General features: G+C 72.6%; 15 protein-coding genes. 6 read left to right on the top strand and 9 right to left on the bottom strand.

Annotation, left to right across the window (positions count from 1 at the left end):
• Nucleotides 1-41 precede the first annotated feature (41 nt).
• Nucleotides 42-932: a L,D-transpeptidase family protein gene (locus tag MJ604_RS07435; RefSeq protein ID WP_243057684.1), complete on the top strand. Its 891-nt coding sequence runs from the start codon at nt 42-44 to the stop codon at nt 930-932.
• Nucleotides 933-991: 59 nt separating this feature from the next.
• Here MJ604_RS07435 and MJ604_RS07430 read toward each other — a convergent pair whose 3' ends face one another.
• The 5 genes from MJ604_RS07430 to MJ604_RS07410 all read right to left on the bottom strand — a co-directional run bounded on the left by MJ604_RS07430 (nt 992) and on the right by MJ604_RS07410 (nt 5,798).
• Nucleotides 992-1,573: a DinB family protein gene (locus MJ604_RS07430; RefSeq protein ID WP_243057683.1), complete on the bottom strand. Its 582-nt coding sequence runs from the start codon at nt 1,571-1,573 to the stop codon at nt 992-994.
• A 65-nt stretch (nt 1,574-1,638) separates the two neighbouring features.
• The gene (locus MJ604_RS07425) at nt 1,639-2,586 is read right to left on the bottom strand and encodes a sulfite exporter TauE/SafE family protein (protein WP_279235513.1); all 948 of its coding nucleotides are present in this window, start codon (nt 2,584-2,586) and stop codon (nt 1,639-1,641) included.
• A gap of 347 nt (nt 2,587-2,933) precedes the next feature.
• Nucleotides 2,934-3,980, bottom strand: a complete 1,047-nt coding sequence (locus tag MJ604_RS24185) for an amidohydrolase family protein (protein WP_243057681.1) — start codon at nt 3,978-3,980, stop codon at nt 2,934-2,936.
• A 1-nt stretch (nt 3,981) separates the two neighbouring features.
• On the bottom strand, nt 3,982-5,271 hold the full coding sequence (locus MJ604_RS07415; RefSeq protein ID WP_243057680.1) for a glutamine synthetase family protein: 1,290 nt from the start codon (nt 5,269-5,271) through the stop codon (nt 3,982-3,984).
• The gene (locus tag MJ604_RS07410) at nt 5,271-5,798 is read right to left on the bottom strand and encodes a YbhB/YbcL family Raf kinase inhibitor-like protein (RefSeq protein ID WP_243057679.1); all 528 of its coding nucleotides are present in this window, start codon (nt 5,796-5,798) and stop codon (nt 5,271-5,273) included. Before MJ604_RS07410 ends, MJ604_RS07415 begins: the two co-directional genes overlap by 1 nt.
• 70 nt (nt 5,799-5,868) lie before the next feature.
• Here MJ604_RS07410 and cobA point away from each other — a divergent pair, with 70 nt between their 5' ends.
• Complete coding sequence (gene cobA, locus MJ604_RS07405) at nt 5,869-7,134, top strand: uroporphyrinogen-III C-methyltransferase (RefSeq protein ID WP_243057678.1); 1,266 nt, start codon at nt 5,869-5,871, stop codon at nt 7,132-7,134.
• Nucleotides 7,134-7,931: an RNA methyltransferase gene (locus MJ604_RS07400; protein WP_243057677.1), complete on the top strand. Its 798-nt coding sequence runs from the start codon at nt 7,134-7,136 to the stop codon at nt 7,929-7,931. The genes cobA and MJ604_RS07400 overlap by 1 nt, the downstream gene beginning before the upstream one ends.
• Before the next feature lie 81 nt (nt 7,932-8,012).
• Here MJ604_RS07400 and MJ604_RS07395 read toward each other — a convergent pair whose 3' ends face one another.
• Both MJ604_RS07395 and def read right to left on the bottom strand, forming a co-directional pair.
• Nucleotides 8,013-8,516, bottom strand: a complete 504-nt coding sequence (locus tag MJ604_RS07395) for a GNAT family N-acetyltransferase (RefSeq protein ID WP_243057676.1) — start codon at nt 8,514-8,516, stop codon at nt 8,013-8,015.
• A complete protein-coding gene (gene def / locus MJ604_RS07390) occupies nt 8,513-9,097 on the bottom strand; it encodes a peptide deformylase (protein ID WP_243057675.1) in 585 nt (194 codons plus the stop codon). The genes MJ604_RS07395 and def overlap by 4 nt, the downstream gene beginning before the upstream one ends.
• A 76-nt stretch (nt 9,098-9,173) precedes the next feature.
• On the opposite strand from def, the gene MJ604_RS07385 reads away from it, so the two are divergent.
• Nucleotides 9,174-10,511 carry an acyl-CoA dehydrogenase family protein gene (locus MJ604_RS07385; protein ID WP_243057674.1) on the top strand — a complete coding sequence of 446 codons (1,338 nt, stop codon included), beginning with the start codon at nt 9,174-9,176 and terminating at the stop codon, nt 10,509-10,511.
• The gene (locus MJ604_RS07380; RefSeq protein ID WP_243057673.1) at nt 10,511-11,728 is read left to right on the top strand and encodes an acyl-CoA dehydrogenase family protein; all 1,218 of its coding nucleotides are present in this window, start codon (nt 10,511-10,513) and stop codon (nt 11,726-11,728) included. Before MJ604_RS07385 ends, MJ604_RS07380 begins: the two co-directional genes overlap by 1 nt.
• A gap of 63 nt (nt 11,729-11,791) precedes the next feature.
• Here the strand turns inward: MJ604_RS07380 and MJ604_RS07375 are convergent, their stop codons facing one another.
• Nucleotides 11,792-12,256, bottom strand: coding sequence for a hypothetical protein (locus MJ604_RS07375; RefSeq protein ID WP_243057672.1), 465 nt, complete (start codon nt 12,254-12,256; stop codon nt 11,792-11,794).
• 73 nt (nt 12,257-12,329) lie between these two features.
• A complete protein-coding gene (gene galK, locus MJ604_RS07370) occupies nt 12,330-13,514 on the bottom strand; it encodes a galactokinase (RefSeq protein WP_243057671.1) in 1,185 nt (394 codons plus the stop codon).
• A 20-nt stretch (nt 13,515-13,534) separates the two neighbouring features.
• On the opposite strand from galK, the gene MJ604_RS07365 reads away from it, so the two are divergent.
• Nucleotides 13,535-14,971 (top strand): GuaB1 family IMP dehydrogenase-related protein, encoded by a 1,437-nt coding sequence (locus MJ604_RS07365; RefSeq protein ID WP_243057670.1) that lies wholly within the window; start codon nt 13,535-13,537, stop codon nt 14,969-14,971.
• Nucleotides 14,972-15,000: the final 29 nt, after the last annotated feature.

Below are 15,000 nucleotides of genomic sequence, written 5' to 3'. Positions count from 1 at the left end.
CCCTGGTGTCCGGCTCCTCACTTCTTCCCCGGAGAGCTCCCATGTTGCGTCGCATCCTTCTCGTGGCCACGATCGCGGCCCTGTTGTGCTCGGCCGCCTTCGTGGCCGGGTACGCCTCCCAGGACGAGTCGTCGTCCCGGCCGACGGCCTCGGGCACCGGTGGCGTGCCCACCACGGACCCGACACCGACACCGGCGAGCACCCCGACCACGCCCGCGACGGAGCCCACCAGGGAACCGACGGCTGAGCCCACCCCCGAGCCCACCCCCAAGCCCACCCGTGAGCCGCGGCTCGAGCCTGGTCCGCGGCTGCTCGGTCCCGGCGATCACGGCGACGACGTCCGCGACCTCCAGGCCCGCCTCCGGCAGATCTTCTGGTTCAACACCGACGTCACCGGGGTGTACGGCGACGTCACCACGACCGCCGTCCGAGGCTTCCAGGCCAAGCGCGAGATCCCGGTGACCGGCGAGGTCGACCAGCGCACGCTGGACCGGTTGTACGCGATGACCTCGGTGCCCACCGACGCCGAGCTGCACAACCGCGGCAACACGCCGGGCGCGCTCGACCCGCGCTGCCGCACCGGCCGGGTCCTGTGCGTCGACAAGTCGTCCTCGACGCTGCGCTGGGTGGTGGACGGGAAGGTGCTGCAGACCCTCGACGTCCGCTTCGGCGCCTCGACGACGCCGACCCGCGAGGGCGTGTTCCACGTCTACCTCAAGGACGCCGAGCACGTGTCGAGGCTCTACGGCTCGTCCATGCCGTACTCGATGTTCTTCTCCGGGGGCCAGGCCGTGCACTACTCCTCGGACTTCGCGTCCGTGGGGTACTCCGGGGCGTCGCACGGCTGCGTGAACGTGCGCGACTACGACGGCCTGGCGCACCTCTACTCCCAGGTGCAGGTGGGCGACACCGTGGTCGTCTACTGGTCGTAGCTGCCCGTGCGTGGTGGTTGGCATCGCACCTGACGTGCCCGTCGGTGTTCGACCGGCGGCTAGGCACCCGTGCGCCCGTCAACCCCCTCGCGAAGTAGGTCGATGTGCCCACAGTGCTGGGCGTACTCGCCGATCATCCGGAGCATCAGCCAGCGCAGGTCGACGTCCTCGTCCCAGTCCAGTGGCCGCGCGGTGTCGTCGAGGTCGTGGCCGGCGACGATCTCCCGGGAGGTCGCACACTCCGCCCGCCACACGGCGAGGTCGGCGGCGAAGTCCGCGTCGGGAGGCGGATCGAAGTCCATGTCAGGGTGGTCTGCCTCGAAGTACAGGTGCGGCACATCTCGACGCTCGAAGTTCTGCTGGAACCACCAACGCTCGACGCCGGCGAGGTGTCGCACCACGCCGTGAAGAGACATGGTCGACGGCGGCATGGCCCGCGCCCGTGCCTGTGCGGACGTCAGACCTCGGCACTTCATCTCGACCGTCGCCCGGTAGTAGTCCAGGTAGGCGATGAGAGCCTCACGTTCGCCCGCCACCCGCGGGATGCGTGGACGGTCGTCGTCGGTCCAGGTCGGCGAGTAGTCGTCGCCGCTCAGACCGGACTCCGGTCGAACGGTGCGCCGTGCCGGGTCATCGCTCACCCCTGGCATGCTGCCACGGCATCCTCCCCGGCTGGGCAGGTCGAGGAGTGAGGCACCCGCCTCCGTCAGATCGGCTCGCGAGTCGCCCTCTCCTGCAAGACCGCCTCCGGGCAGGGCTGAGGCTGACCAGGCGTGACGGGGGCGGCGACCGCGCGCTCATCCCGCTCGCGCCGCCAGGCTCGGCGGGCGACGGTGCCGACAACGGCGACCGTGAACAGGATCAGGACTGCGTCGACCCAGCCCGGCAGTCCGCCCAGGGCGGCGACGATCGTGATGGCGTTGACCAGGATCACCAGACCGCCGACCATCGTGCCCATCGCTGCGTGCGGAAGTCTGCCGGCCAGGCGCGCCGCGATGGGGGCCATGATGACGCCGCCGAGGGCGAGGCCGGCCACGGGCAGCCAGGGGATTCCGTGCTGCGCAGCGCCGGTGAGGAAGCCGAACGACACGGAGACGGCGACCAGGAACTCCGCGGCATTCACGGTGCCGATCACCTTGCGCGGCTCGTGGCGCGTGACCGTCATCAGGCTGGGCGTGACGACCGGACCCCAGCCTCCGCCGCCCGTGGCGTCGACGAAGCCGCCGAGCAGTCCGATGGGCGAGAGCCAGCGTGCGGTGTGGCCCCTCTCGGGCGTCGGGATCAGCCGGACCCCGAGGCCGAACCGGGCGAAGATGACCAGTCCGAAGAAGATCAGCAGACCCGACATCCAGGCCTTCGCCGAGGTGAGGCTGATGTTGGTGAGGACGACCGCGCCCAAGAATCCCCCCGCCATGCCGGGCAGCGCGACCCGGAGCAGGACCGCCGGGTCGACGTTGCCCTCACGCCAGTGCGACAGGCCGCTGACCAGCGTCGTCGGCAACTTCGCGGCGTGCGTGGCGGCGCTCGCCGTGACCGGCGCTACACCCATGAAGAGCAGCACGGTGGCCGACGTGACCCCGAAGCCCATTCCCAGAGTGCCGTCGACGAGCTGAGCAAGTCCGCCCGCCAGAGCGAAAACCGCAAGAATCCACATGACAACCAGCCTTGGGTGGTGAAGTAGAGCGCTTCTCCCGGCCCTTCGCGTCGGAAGCCCTGTCTGGCGAGACGTCGTATCCCGCGGACCTCAGGCGTTCCCAACGGGCCGCAACCCACGCGTGTGGACTGTGAGTCATCCTGTGCAGCCGCGCTGGCCGAGGGAGTCGGGCCCTCTCCTTTTCGCCAATGTTGGGGACCAGGCGAGGGCGTCCTCGCGATGACTCCCGGCGGGAGAGGCGCGCTCATTGCTCGCTCGTGACTCGCGCCGGAGGGCGGCGGAGTGTCACACCTGTCAAAGCGGGCGACCAGCGGCAGATGGTTGCGCTTCGAACGTGCCGGCAACCCTCACAGCCCGTAGATGCGTCTCGCGTTCCCGGCCGCGACCAGGTCGACGACGCGGATCGCGTCGTCCTCCGACCAGTCGCCGCGGCGCACCCACTCGCCGAGGACGGCGCCCATCGCGCGGCGCCACAGCTGAGCCCCGAGGTAGTGCAGCTCGGGGAGCCCGTAGGCGTCGGAGGAGTAGAGCTGCTTGGCGAACGGCGCCAGCTCCATCGCCTCGCCGACCAGCTCCACCGATCTCGCGCCGAGGTGGTTGACCGCGAGCCCGACGTCGAACGAGACGTGGTCGAAGGCCTGGGCCAGGTAGCCGGCGCTCCGGTGGAACGGGTAGCAGTGCAGGAGCAGGATCGGCACCTCGACCGCGCGGATCAGCGGCAGCAGGTGCAGCGGGTCGGCGCGGTGCAGGTCGAGATCGCGGTCGCCGAGGCCGGTGTGGACCTGGACCGGCAGCCCGCGCTCCGCGGCCTCGTGCACCCCGAAGGCGACGAGCACCGGATCGGTGACCCGGGCTCCTGACGCACTCGCCGCAGCGGCGACCGCAGCGTCGTCGGGCCTGGACCAGTCGATGTCGAGGCCGCAGCGGTACGCCGCGATCGTCTTGGTCGCCACGACGTCGGCGGCCGCGAGGCGCTCGCGGAACGCACCGGGCACGTCGGGCTCGCCGAGCACCTGCTCCATCAGCAGCTCGAGGCGCAGCACCTCCGAGCGCGGGGAGGGGTCGGTGACGAGGTCCGGCGTGAGGCCGGTGTCGACGATCCAGTGCTCGACGCCGGCGGCACCGAGGAACGTCGCGACGAGGTCGTCGTACGGCGTCGCCGACCGGGCCGCCCAGTACTCGTCCGCGGAGGCGTGCGTCGGCAGGCCGAGCAGGGGAGCGCACCAGCGACGTACGGCGACGCCGACGGGGAGGTCGAATCCCGAGCTCACCGGACCGGTCGAGCCCTCGTTGAGCGCCTCCTCGAACGACGCCCGGTCTCCCGGCTCGGTGAACCACCCGTGCACGTGGTGGTCGACGAGCCGCACGGCGCGCAGGTGCTCGTCGAGGGTCACCTCAGCAGCTCCAGGCCAGGCGCAGCGCCTCGGCGGTGTCGGCGAGCGGCTGGCTGCCGAACACCTCGACCTCGCGCCGCCGGACCGCGGCCACCCCGGCCACGACCGGCGCGCCCAGCACGTCGCGCGCGACCGCCGACGCCTCCAGGGCGTCGATCGCCTCGCTCTGGCTGGCCGGCAGCTGCGGCAGCTCGCGGCCCGACTCGCCCGGGTGGACCGCGACCTCGTCGGCAGGGGAGAGACCCGCCCGCACACCGGCGACCGCACTGCCGAGCAGGGCCGCGACGGCGAGGTACGGGTTCGCGCTCGGGTCGACGACCTTGAGCTCGATGTTCGCGCCGTGCGCGCTGGCCGGTCCGCCGCCGACGAGCCGCACCGCGGCCTCGCGGTTCTCCAGGCCCCAGCAGACCGCCGCGCCGGCCCAGTTGCCGGGCACCAACCGGCGCAGGGAGAGCGCGGAGCCGGCGTACACGCCGAGCAGCCCCGGAAGGGCGTCGAGGATCCCGGCGATCGCGGCCTCCCCGGCCGGCGTCAGGCCGTGCGGCCCGGTCCCGCCGTCGAGGACCGGGCGACCGTCGGCATCCGCGAGCGACAGGTGCAGGTGCGCGCCGTTCCCGGCCTCACCGGCGAACGGCAGCGGCGAGAACGACACCGCGAGCCCGTGCCGCGCAGCGACCCGCCCGAGCACGATGCGGGCGAGCACCACGTCATCGGCGGCACTCACCGGGTCGGTGGGCGACAGCGAGACCTCGAGCTGGTCGTGGCCGTACTCCGTGTGCAGCTGCTCGAGACCGAGTCCGGCCCGCTCGGCGGCGACCGTCAGGTCGACGAGCAGCGCGGAGCGCTCCAGCGACGTGCGGACGCCGTACGGCGCCCACGGGCCGGTCGACGCGTGCCCACCGTCGGCGGAGAGCAGCGTGCACTCGAGCTCGGCGCCGACCCGCGCGGTCAACCCGGCGCTGCGCGCATCCTCCACGACGCGGGTCAGCACCCCGCGGCCGCACATCGGCGAGCGACCGCCGTCCTGGAGGTGGAGGTCGCCAGGAGCCCAGCCGACGCCGTCCTCGACGGTGTGCAGGTTCGCGGGGTCGATCCGGATCCGGTTGTCGCCGACGACGCCGAGCTCCGGCGTGAACGCGATCGAGCCGTCGACGCAGAACACGCTCCAGGACGGCGAGGCGCCCATCCCGACCTTGTGGAACGCATCGAGCCGGGCGGCGGGGACGTACTTGCCGCGCGCCACGCCGGACATGTCGACGATGGAGCCGCCGACCAGCACGGTCTCGGCCACTAGTGCTGGTACGTCCCGTGCAGGATGGCGCGGCCGGCCGTCTTGAACGCGAGGTTGAACGACACCACGGCGGCCGAGGCGTCGGAGTCGACGCCGAGCGACTCCTCCTTCACCGCGTGAACGACGAAGAAGTAGCGGTGCACCTGGTCGCCCTCCGGAGGAGCGGCGCCCATGAACGCCTTCGGCCCGCCGTCGTTGCGACACATGAAGGCGTTGCCCGGGAGGTCCGCGCCCTCGGCTCCCGCGCTGGTGTCGAGCGACGTGACGTCGGCCGGCAGGTCGACCAGCACCCAGTGCCAGAAGCCGCTCGGCGTCGGGGCGTCGGGGTCGAAGCAGGTGACGGTGAAGCTCTTGGTGTCCTCGGGGGCGCCGGACCACGACAGCTGCGGCGAGGCGTTCCCGGCGGCGGCCACCTGGTCGTCCTTGAGCGGCTGGCCGTCGGTGACGTCGGCACTGGTCACCGTGAACGAGGGGACGGCGGGGAGCAGGTCGTACGGGTCTGGGGTCACCGGACGGTCGAGTGTCATGGATCCCAACGTAGTCCGGTGGGTGAGCCCACGTCACCGACCCGAAACGCCGGGCCGGGATGATGTGCGGATGGACGAGTTCCCGACGTACCCCTCCGGCCTGCGACTGACCGGGCGGCGTGTCGTCGTGGTCGGTGGCGGCCACGTCGCCCAGCGCCGCGTCCCCCACCTGATCGCGGTCGGCGCGGACGTGCACCTCGTCTCGCCCGAGGTGACGCCCGCCATCGAGGGCATGATCGGCGCAGGCGAGGTCACCTGGCAGGAGCGCGGCTTCGAGGACGCCGACCTGGACGGCGCCTGGTACGTCATCGCCGCGACCGCCGACACCGCCGTGAACGAGCAGGTGTCGGCCGCGGCCGAGACACGGCGGATCTTCTGCGTGCGCTCCGACGACGCCACGCAGGCCACGGCGTGGACGCCCGCCGTGGGCCGGCACGCCGGCGTCACCGTCGGGGTGCTCAGCCAGCGGGATCCGCGCCGCTCGGCCGCCGTACGGGACGAGATCCTGGAAGGTCTGCGCGAGGGAACGCTGGCGGCCCGCCACGAGAAGGACCGGACGCCGGGCGTGGTGCTGGTCGGCGGCGGCCCGGGCGATCCCGAGCTGATCTCGGTCGCCGGGCGCAAGGCGCTGATGGAGGCCGACGTCGTCGTGGCGGACCGGCTCGCGCCCCGCGAGCTGCTCGGCGACCTGCCCGCGGACGTCGAGCTGATCGACGTCGCCAAGCTGCCGCGCGGCCGCTCCGCACAGCAGGAGGAGATCAACCGCGTCATCGTCGACCGGGCGCTGGCCGGCAAGGTCGTGGTGCGCTTCAAGGGCGGCGACAACTTCGTGTTCGGCCGGGGGTACGAGGAGGTGCTCGCCTGCCGCGAGGCCGGCGTGCCCGTCACGGTGATCCCGGGGCTGACCAGCCCGATCGCCGTACCTGCCGTCGCGGGCATCCCGGTGACCCACCGCGGTGTCGCGCACGAGTTCACCGTCATCTCCGGGCACCTGCCCCCGGGGCACCCGGAGTCGCTGACGAACTGGTCGGCGGTCGGCGCCCAGACCGGCACCGTCGTGCTGATGATGGCGGTCGAGAACGCGCCGGCCATCGCCACCGCGCTGATCGAGGGCGGCCGGTCGGCGTCGACCCCGGTCGCGGTCGTGTGCGACGGGACGATGCCGGGGGAGCGGACCGTGCTCGCCACGCTCGGCGGCCTGGCGACCGCTCTCGCGGAGAACGGCGTACGCCCGCCCGCGATCATCGTGATCGGCGAGGTCGTCGCGGTCGCCCACCCCGCCGTCTTCGGTGGACGAGCAGCCGGTGAGGGACGAACCGGCGCATCGAGACTCTGATGAACCTCGTCCCGGTCCAGCCGAGCGATCCGCGGCTCGCGGACTACCGGGACCTGCGCGACGTCCAGCTGCGCAAGAGCCTCGAGGCCGAGCACGGGCTGTTCCTGGCCGAGGGGGAGAAGGTGATCCGCCGCGCGGCGGAGGCCGGCTTCGAGCCGCGGTCGTTCCTGATGGCGCCGCGCTGGGTCGACGGCCTGGCCGACGTCCTCTCGGCGAGCGACGCGCCCTGCTACGTGCTGCCGGAGGAGCTCGCCGAGGACGTCACCGGCTTCCATGTCCACCGCGGCGCGCTCGCGTCGTTCGCGCGCAAGCCGCTGCCGACGGTGCCCTCCGTGCTGGCCAGGGCCCGCTCCGTGCTCGTCCTCGAGGACCTCGTCGACCACACCAACGTCGGGGCGGTGTTCCGCTCGGGTGCCGCGCTCGGCTTCGACGCCGTCCTGCTCGCCCCGCGCTGCGCCGACCCTCTCTACCGCCGCTCGATCAAGGTCGCGATGGGCGCGGCGTTCACGATGCCGTGGACGCGGCTGCCGGACTGGGCCGACGCCCTGCCGTCCCTGTCGGCCCTCGGCTTCACGACGGTCGCGCTCACGCTCGCCGACGACGCCACGGCGATCGAGGAGGCCGTCGCCGGGCTCGACCGGGTCGCGCTGGTCCTGGGCTCCGAGGGCCACGGGCTGTCGAAGCGCTGGGAGCAGACCGCCGACCGGCGCGCGATCATCCCGATGCGCGAGGGCATCGACTCGCTGAACGTTGCCGCCGCCTCCGCGGTCGCCTGCTACATCACCGCGCGCCGGTAGAGATGCGCGGAATGGTCACCAACCGCACGTTCGCGGGCCCGAAATCTGCGGTTGGTGACCATTCCGTGCACTGAGCGGAGCTCAGACGGACAGCTCGAAGATCAGCTCGAGCCCGTCCTCCTCGTCCCACTGCTCGCCGTTGCGGACGAACGGGTACTGCGCGAGCAGCGCCAGCGACGCCTCGTTCTCGGGCGAGATCGTGGCCCGCAGCGTGCGCACCGACGGCTCCAGCCGGGCACGCTCGATCGCCAGCTCCAGCGCCGCCCGGGCGTAGCCGCGCCGGCGGTACGCCGGGTCCACGGCGTACCCGACCTCGACCATGCCGTCGGCATCCGGAGCGCCGTGGAAGCCGGACTGGCCGACGGCGACCCCGGCCGACTCGTCCCAGAGGATGCCGGTGATCCACGGCAGGTCCCCGGGGGTCTCGACGGCCTGCTTCGCGCGGTACTGCCACACCCAGGAGCAGTCCTCCGAGACGTGCCACGGGGAGAGCGGCACCGGTGACAGCGCGGTGGCGGCTGCGAGATCGCCGGCGGCCAGAGCGGTCAACGCCTCCGTCGAGAGACGGACGATGCTGACCGTCACGCCGGCCACTCGGGCGGGTACTGGTCGGCGGTCTTCTCCTGCGCCTTCTGGAGCTTCTTGCGCTGCTTGGTCGGCAGCCGGTCGCCGAACACGGTGCCGAGCGTGTGGTCGGTCTCGTGCTGCAGGCAGCGGGCCAGCAGCCCGTCGCCGGCGAACGACACCGGCTCACCGTCCAGCCCGGTGCCGGTCACGCTCGCGTAGTCGGGCCGGGCGCACTCGATGAAGGCGCCCGGGAACGACAGGCAGCCCTCGTCGCCGTCGTCGAGCTGCCGGTCCTTGCCCTCGGGCAACGTGAGCACCGGGTTGCAGACCACGCCGACGGTGCGCTCGCCGGACTCGTCGGGGCAGTCGAAGACGAACATCGCGACGTCCTCGCCGACCTGGCACGCGGCCAGCCCGACGCCGTCGGCGGCGTACATCGTCGCGACCATGTCCGCGGCGAGCGCGCGCAGCGCGTCGTCGTACGTCGTCACCTGCTGCTGCGGCCGGTGCATCACCGGGGTGCCCCAGCGGGTCATCGGGCGGACCGTCCCGCCCGTGGGGAGCGGGCCGTGCGGGGCGTGGTCGGGCTGATCAGGCATGGCGCGATCCTAGAAGAGGGGCAACTGTGACCGGGCACACGGCGCAGATGTTGTAACTCGGAGTTACAGTTCAGGCATGACACGACACGGGTTGGCATCGACGGAACGCCGCGATCCCATCGGGTACGCCGTCACCGCGCTCAACCGGCTCGCGCAGAGCGACCTGCTCGACCGGCTCGGCGTGCGCAAGCAGACCGAGCAGGCCGTCTACACGGCGACCCGCAGCGGGTTCAGGGCGATCACCGCCGGCGGCCGGACGTTCAGCCGGGCGGGGAGGGCCGCGGAGCCGGGCACGCGTCCGTCGCCGGCCCGTACCTCGGGCGTCTTCGACCTCACCCCGACCGAGGACGAGCAGATGCTCGTCGACGTGGTGACGGAGCTGGCCGACGAGGTGCTGCGACCGGCGGCGGCCGAGGCCGACGAGACCTGTGCGGTCCCGGAGGCCGTGCAGAAGGCCGCGCTCGAGGTCGGGCTGCCGATCCTCGGGGTGCCCGAGTCCCTCGGCGGGATCGCGGAGGAGCGCTCGGCGATGGCCGGGACCCTGGTCGCCGAGGCGCTGGCTCGCGGCGACATGGGGCTGGCCGTCGGGCTGCTCGCGCCCGGGTCGGTCGCGACCGCGCTGGGCCTCTGGGGCACCGACGCGCAGCAGCAGACCTACCTCCCGGCGTTCACCGGCGACGACGTCGCGGCCGCCGCTGTCGCGCTCGCGGAGCCCAGGGTGCTCTTCGACGTGCTCTCGCCGGCGACGACCGCGGAGCGGACCGCTGACGGCTTCCGCCTGAACGGTGTGAAGTCCGGCGTGCCCCGCGGCGACGCGGCCGAGCTCTTCGTGGTCGGCGCGCAGCTCGAGGGCCGGCCGGTGCTGTTCCTCGTCGAGTCCGGCGCCGCCGGTCTGTCGGTGGTGGCGGACCCGTCCATGGGTGTCCGGGCCGCAGGCCTGGCCCGGCTCGAGCTGACCGACGTCACCGTCCCGGCCGACGCGGTGCTCGGCAGCACGGACGGTACGACGTACACGGAGTGCGTCCGGCTGGCCCGGCTGGCGTGGTGCGCGCTGGCGGTCGGCACCGGGCAGGCGGTGCTCGACTACGTGACGCCGTACGTCAAGGAGCGCGAGGCGTTCGGCGAGCCGATCGCGCACCGGCAGTCGGTCGCCTTCATGGTCGCCGACATGGCGATCGAGCTGCAGGCGATGCGGCTGCTGACCTGGAAGGCCGCCTCGCGCGCGGCTGCCGGCAAGGACTTCGCCCGCGAGGTCGCGCTGGCGCGCAACGTCTGCGCCGAGAAGGGCATGCGGATCGGCCTCGACGGCGTGCAGCTGCTCGGCGGTCACGGGTTCGTCAAGGAGCATCCGGTGGAGCGGTGGTACCGCGACCTCCGGGCGATCGGTCTCATGGAAGGAGCAGTGCTGGTCTGATGGCTATCTATCTGGACGACCCGAAGAAGTTCAAGGCCCTCGTGGGCCAGGCGCACCAGCTCGCGATGAACGCGCTGCGCCCGATCTCACGCACCTACGACAAGGCCGAGCACGCCTATCCCAAGGAGCTCGACATGCTCGCCGCGATGATCGACGGCGTGTCCGAGTCCGGCGCGAGCCAGGGCGCGGGTGCGGCCGGCGTGAAGCGCGACGAGGGCGCGGACGACGACGGCTCGGTGAAGAACGGCACCAACCTCGCGTCGGTGATGTCGATCGCCGAGATGTGCTGGGGCGACGTGGGGCTGCTGCTCTCGATGCCGCGCCAGGGCCTCGGCAACTCCGCGATCGCGTCGGTGGCCGACGCCGAGCAGCAGGAGCGGTTCGCCGGCTCCTGGGCAGCGATGGCGATCACCGAGCCCGGGACCGGTTCGGACTCCGCCAACATCAAGACCACCGCGGTGCTCGACAGCGACGAGTACGTCATCAACGGCGAGAAGATCTTCGTGACCTCCGGTGAGCGCGCCGACGCCGTCGTGGTGTGGGCGACGCTCGACCGGTCGCTCGGCCGCGCCGCGATCAAGTCGTTCGTGGTGCCGAAGGGCACGCCCGGGATGACCGTCGAGCGTCTCGAGCACAAGCTCGGCATCAAGGCGTCCGACACCGCCACGATCATCTTCGACAACTGCCGGGTGCCGGCCGAGAACCTCCTCGGGTCGCCGGAGGTCGACACCAAGCAGGGCTTCGCCGGTGCGATGGCGACGTTCGACAACACCCGGCCGCTGGTCGCCGCGATGGCGGTCGGCTGCGCCCGCGCCGCGCTCGACCTGACCCGGGAGCTGCTGGAGCAGGCGGGGGTCGAGGTCGACTACGACCGGCCCGCGCTGACGCAGTCCGCGGCGGCCGCGAAGTTCCTGCAGATGGAGGCGGATTGGGAGGCCGCGCACCTGCTGATGCTGCAGGCCGCGTGGCTGGCCGACAACCGCAAGCCCAACTCGCTCGAGGCCTCGATGGCCAAGGCGAAGGCCGGCCGGGTCGGCTCCGACATCACGCTGTCGTGCGTGGAGCTGGCCGGGACGCTCGGGTACGCCGAGGGCGAGCTGCTCGAGAAGTGGGCCCGTGACTCCAAGATCCTCGACATCTTCGAGGGGACCCAGCAGGTGCAGCAGCTGATCGTCGCACGCCGGGTGCTCGGGCTGAGCAGCGCCGAGCTCCGCTGAGCGGGTCGTCCGCCTCTCGGCCTGCTCCCGGCCCGCCTCAGGCGGACGACCCGGCGTGGACGCTCAGCCCTGCTCGGGCTTGGGCGTCGCCTTCTTGGCGGGCGTCTTCTTGGCCGGAGCCTTCTTCGCGGGCGCCTTCTTGGCCGGGAGCTTGGCGCTCGGAGTGGTGGCCTTCTTCGCGGGCGCCTTCCTGGCCGGAGCCTTCTTCGCCGGCGCCTTCTTGGCGGGTGCCTTCTTCGCGACCACGCGGGCCACGTCGATCGGCGTCACGTCGGCGGTCTTCTCGGGCTCCGCGGCCGGCACCTCACGAGGGGGAGTGACCACCGGCGCAGGCTTCCGGCTCGACGCACCCGAGACCCTGTCCGTCGCCGTCTTCGCCACCGACCCGGCGACCATCTTCCCGAGAGCGAGCGCCCCCTTGGCCTGCTCGGCAGCCTTGCCCGCAGCGCCGGCCGGGTCCTTGACCACGCCCTTCACCGTGTCGATGACGGTGTCCTGGATCTTCTGCAACGGGCTCTTCTCGGTCACGGGGATCCCTTCGTTGGCTCGTGCGGTCCTGTCGTCGATTCAAGCACGCGGCAGCGATCAGGGCACCGCGGAGCTACGTGGCCAGTCCTGCGGCCGGACCCGGCTCGGCCAGCAGGTGCTGCGGCGCGCGGAAGGCGGCACCCGCGAACGCGAGGTCGATCGCCTGGACGACGGCGTCGAGGCGGTCGAGCGGCACCAGCGCGATCGCGGAGCCGCCGAACCCACCGCCGGTCATCCGGGCCCCGATCGCCCCGGCCTCGACCGCGGTGGTCACCGCGACGTCGAGCTCGTCGCATGAGATCTCGAAGTCGTCGCGCATCGAGACGTGGGAGTCGCGCATCAGCGTGCCGACGGCCGCCCAGTCGCCGGCCGCGAGCGCCTCTCCGGCTGCGGTCACCCGGTCGTTCTCGGTGACCACGTGCTTCGCCCGGCGGCGAACCCGCTCATCGCTCAGCCGGTCGAGGTCGGCCAGGGTCGCCTGGCGCAAGGACGTCAGCCCGAGCTCGGCCGCCGCCGTCTCGCAGTCGGCCCGTCGCGCGGCGTACCCGCCGTCGACCAGCGCGTGCGACACCCGGGTGTCGGTGACCAGCAGCGCCAGCCCGGCGGGCTCCAGCACCAGCGGCACCTCGCGGCTGCTGTGGTCGTCGAAGTCGATGAGCAGCGCGGCGCCCGCGGTGGCCAGCAGCGAGATCGTCTGGTCCATGCCGCCGGTCGGCGCGCCGGCGACCTCGGTCTCGGCGCGGATGCACGCGTCGATCAGACGTCGGCGGACCTCCGCAGTGGCCTCGACGCCGAGCACCCCGCACGTCGCGACCGCGACCGAGCACTCCAGGGCGGCCGAGCTCGAGAGGCCGGCGCCGTACGGCACGGTGCCGTGGACGAGGACGTCCATGCCCGGCACGTCGAAGCCGTCCTCGCGCATCGCCCACAGGACGCCGGCGACGTACGTCGCCCATCCTTCGACGTGGCCGGGGCCGAGGGCGTCCACCGTGCCACTCCAGTCCGACTGCTCCTCGGCGCTCGCGATCCGTACCCGGCCGTCGGTCCGCGGCGCCACCGCGGCGTACGTCGCGTGGGGGAGCGCCAGCGGCAGGACCAGGCCGCGGTTGTAGTCGGTGTGCTCGCCGATCAGGTTCACCCGGCCCGGGGCGCGGCCGATCACCGTCGGCTGAGCGCCGTACGCCTCCACGAACCCCGCGCGGACCGCGTCCGCCAGCTCGGCAGGGACCCCGGGACGAACGAACGCTGTGTCGGACACAAGACGTAGACTCGCACGACGTGCAGTTCCTCAACGACACCGTCCCGGCCCACGACCTCACGTACGACGACGTCTTCATGGTGCCTCGGCACTCCGAGGTCGCCAGCAGGTACGACGTCGACCTGGCCAGCACCGACGGCACCGGGGCCACGATCCCGCTCGTCGTCGCGAACATGACCGCGATCGCCGGCAAGCGGATGGCCGAGACCATCGCCCGCCGCGGCGGCCTGACCGTGATCCCGCAGGACATCCCGACGTCGGTGGTCGCCGAGGTCGTGCGGTTCGTGAAGTCGCGGCACCTCGTCTTCGACACCCCCATCGAGCTGAGCCCCCACCAGACCGTCGCCGAGGCGCTCTCGCTGATCCCCAAGCGCGCCCACCGGGCCGCGGTCGTGGTCGCCGAGGGCCGCCCGATCGGCGTGGTCTCCGAGGCCGACTGCGTCGAGGTCGACCGGTTCGCGCAGGTCCAGCACGTGATGCGCCCGCCGGCCGTGCTGCTGGCCGACGACGCCAACCCGCGCGAGGCCTTCGACGCGCTCGACCGCGCGCACGAACAGCTCGCGGTGGCCGTGGACGGTGACGGCGCCCTGGTCGGCGTGCTCACCCGCACCGGCGCGCTGCGCGCCACGCTCTACGCCCCGGCCGTCGACGCGAACGGTGGCCTGCGGATCGCGGCCGCCGTCGGCGTGAACGGCGAGGTCGGCATGCGCGCCAAGGAGCTGCTCGACGCCGGCGTCGACTGCCTGGTGGTCGACACGGCGCACGGCGACCAGGCTCGGATGATCGAGGCGCTCGGCGCCGTCCGCGGCCTCGACCCGCAGGTCCCGGTCGCGGCCGGCAACGTCGTCTCGGCCGAGGGCACCCGCGCGCTGATCGAGGCCGGCGCGGACATCGTCAAGGTCGGTGTCGGTCCCGGCGCCATGTGCACGACGCGGATGATGACCGGAGTCGGCCGCCCGCAGTTCTCCGCCGTCCTCGAGTGCGCCGAGGCCGCCGCGTCCCTGGGCAAGCACGTGTGGGCCGACGGGGGAGTCCGCCACCCGCGCGACGTCGCGCTCGCGCTGGCCGCCGGCGCCTCCGCGGTGATGATCGGCTCGTGGTTCGCCGGCACGCACGAGTCGCCCGGCGACCTGATGCTCGACGCCGACGGCCGCGCCTACAAGGTGTCGTTCGGCATGGCCTCCGCTCGCGCGGTCGCGAACCGGACCAGCGCCGAGTCGGCGTACGACCGCGCCCGCAAGGGTCTGTACGAGGAGGGCATCTCCTCGTCGCGGATGTACCTCGACCCGGCTCGCCCGGGCGTCGAGGACCTCATCGACCAGATCTGCTCGGGCGTCCGTTCGGCGTGCACGTACGCCGGCGCCCGCTCGCTCGACGACCTGCACGAGCGCGCGGTCGTCGGCGTCCAGAGCACCGCGGGCTTCAACGAGGGTCGTCCGCTGTCCCAGAGCTGGTAGCGGGGACGCGACCGGCGTGTCGAGACCCG

It is taken from the genome of Nocardioides sp. SR21 (assembly GCF_022761125.1).
In the GTDB taxonomy this organism is placed as follows: domain Bacteria; phylum Actinomycetota; class Actinomycetes; order Propionibacteriales; family Nocardioidaceae; genus Nocardioides.
The sequence above is the reverse complement of the archived record's forward strand: the minus strand, read 5'-3'. Positions and strand labels throughout refer to the sequence as shown.

Excerpts from the sequence above, each read along its gene's own strand:
- MJ604_RS07435 (WP_243057684.1), top strand. The coding sequence starts at position 42 with ATGTTGCGTCGCATCCTTCTCGTGGCCACGATCGCGGCCCTGTTGTGC.
- MJ604_RS07425 (WP_279235513.1), bottom strand. The coding sequence starts at position 2,586 with ATGTGGATTCTTGCGGTTTTCGCTCTGGCGGGCGGACTTGCTCAGCTC.
- MJ604_RS07410 (WP_243057679.1), bottom strand. The coding sequence starts at position 5,798 with ATGACACTCGACCGTCCGGTGACCCCAGACCCGTACGACCTGCTCCCC.
- cobA (WP_243057678.1), top strand. The coding sequence starts at position 5,869 with ATGGACGAGTTCCCGACGTACCCCTCCGGCCTGCGACTGACCGGGCGG.
- MJ604_RS07400 (WP_243057677.1), top strand. The coding sequence starts at position 7,134 with ATGAACCTCGTCCCGGTCCAGCCGAGCGATCCGCGGCTCGCGGACTAC.
- def (WP_243057675.1), bottom strand. The coding sequence starts at position 9,097 with ATGCCTGATCAGCCCGACCACGCCCCGCACGGCCCGCTCCCCACGGGC.
- MJ604_RS07385 (WP_243057674.1), top strand. The coding sequence starts at position 9,174 with ATGACACGACACGGGTTGGCATCGACGGAACGCCGCGATCCCATCGGG.
- MJ604_RS07380 (WP_243057673.1), top strand. The coding sequence starts at position 10,511 with ATGGCTATCTATCTGGACGACCCGAAGAAGTTCAAGGCCCTCGTGGGC.